Below are 948 nucleotides of genomic sequence, written 5' to 3'. Positions count from 1 at the left end.
ATGGGCGGTTTTTTATTACGTATTGCAAAATTCTGCGCGTACCCGTATCGAGTCATTTGGTTAACCTAGTGCCTATTTGTTATCAGGATGACGAGGGCAATCTTCGCACAGCTGGCCGTCATGGCACTTGTAAATCAAACAGCAACTGGTACGAATTAGTTTTAGGGATTGGGTTTGTTCGCAATAGCTCAGGGTATTGATCAATTTTTCAGGCAAACCACAAGCTCTAAGCCATAGCTGAGCTTGGCTGCGTAGGTAATCGTAGCCAAGATCTGGAGTATATTCACTCAATCTGACCATACATGCCAAAATGCCATCCGCGACCAAATGGTTGGTAAATCCAGGACGGATACGAGTCCAACTGTTCATCTCTTCCCGGTAGTAGTGAAACAGCGTGCAAAGCTCTTTTCCTGCTTGTTCTACCAAGTGTTCTATCTCGCCATGCTGATGTGTTGCATCAGCAAACTGAAACCCAGCGATAAACTGAGGCTGAATTCGCTGACGCATTGCACTGAGTTTAGGCAAGCCTCTACATGCATAGATTGATATGAAGGCGACGTAGATAGGCTGCCAGCACAATAGTGTCCAAGTTCTGGTTAACCAATAAGCTGCCCCAGCTTCTGGGTGTTGAATGCTTAGGCTGTGATAGAGACTTTGGATGTCATTGGCGCACGATTCTTCCAATGTTATCCAGTGTTGATCAGGACAGGGTGAAGTGCTGATCTGCCCGTCTAAATAAGGTGAAACCTGTTTAGAGTACTCAAACAGATGGTCAAAAAAAGAATGATCGTTCATTACTCTAGCATTGTTGATTTATAGATTATTAATGCAGCTTAATGAGTCTTCCTTTTCAATGCAATTGATAATCATTCCTCAATGTTAAATGGTCAGTTAACACCATTAACGTTGTGGGTATTTTGTGTGATCCATAACTTTATTATTAAAAAG

General features: G+C 42.6%; 1 protein-coding gene. It reads right to left on the bottom strand.

Features of this window, described 5'->3' with window-relative positions; genetic code table 11:
- Positions 1-72: 72 nt before the first annotated feature.
- Positions 73-795, bottom strand: coding sequence for a siderophore ferric iron reductase (locus tag RH45_RS14370; RefSeq protein WP_008078337.1), 723 nt, complete (start codon positions 793-795; stop codon positions 73-75).
- Positions 796-948 lie beyond the last annotated feature (153 nt).

This window comes from Vibrio sinaloensis DSM 21326, from assembly GCF_000189275.1.
Taxonomy (GTDB): Bacteria; Pseudomonadota; Gammaproteobacteria; order Enterobacterales; family Vibrionaceae; genus Vibrio; species Vibrio sinaloensis.
This window is presented reverse-complemented; position numbering and strand designations above follow the sequence as displayed.

Excerpts from the sequence above, each read along its gene's own strand:
- RH45_RS14370 (WP_008078337.1), bottom strand. The coding sequence starts at position 795 with ATGAACGATCATTCTTTTTTTGACCATCTGTTTGAGTACTCTAAACAG.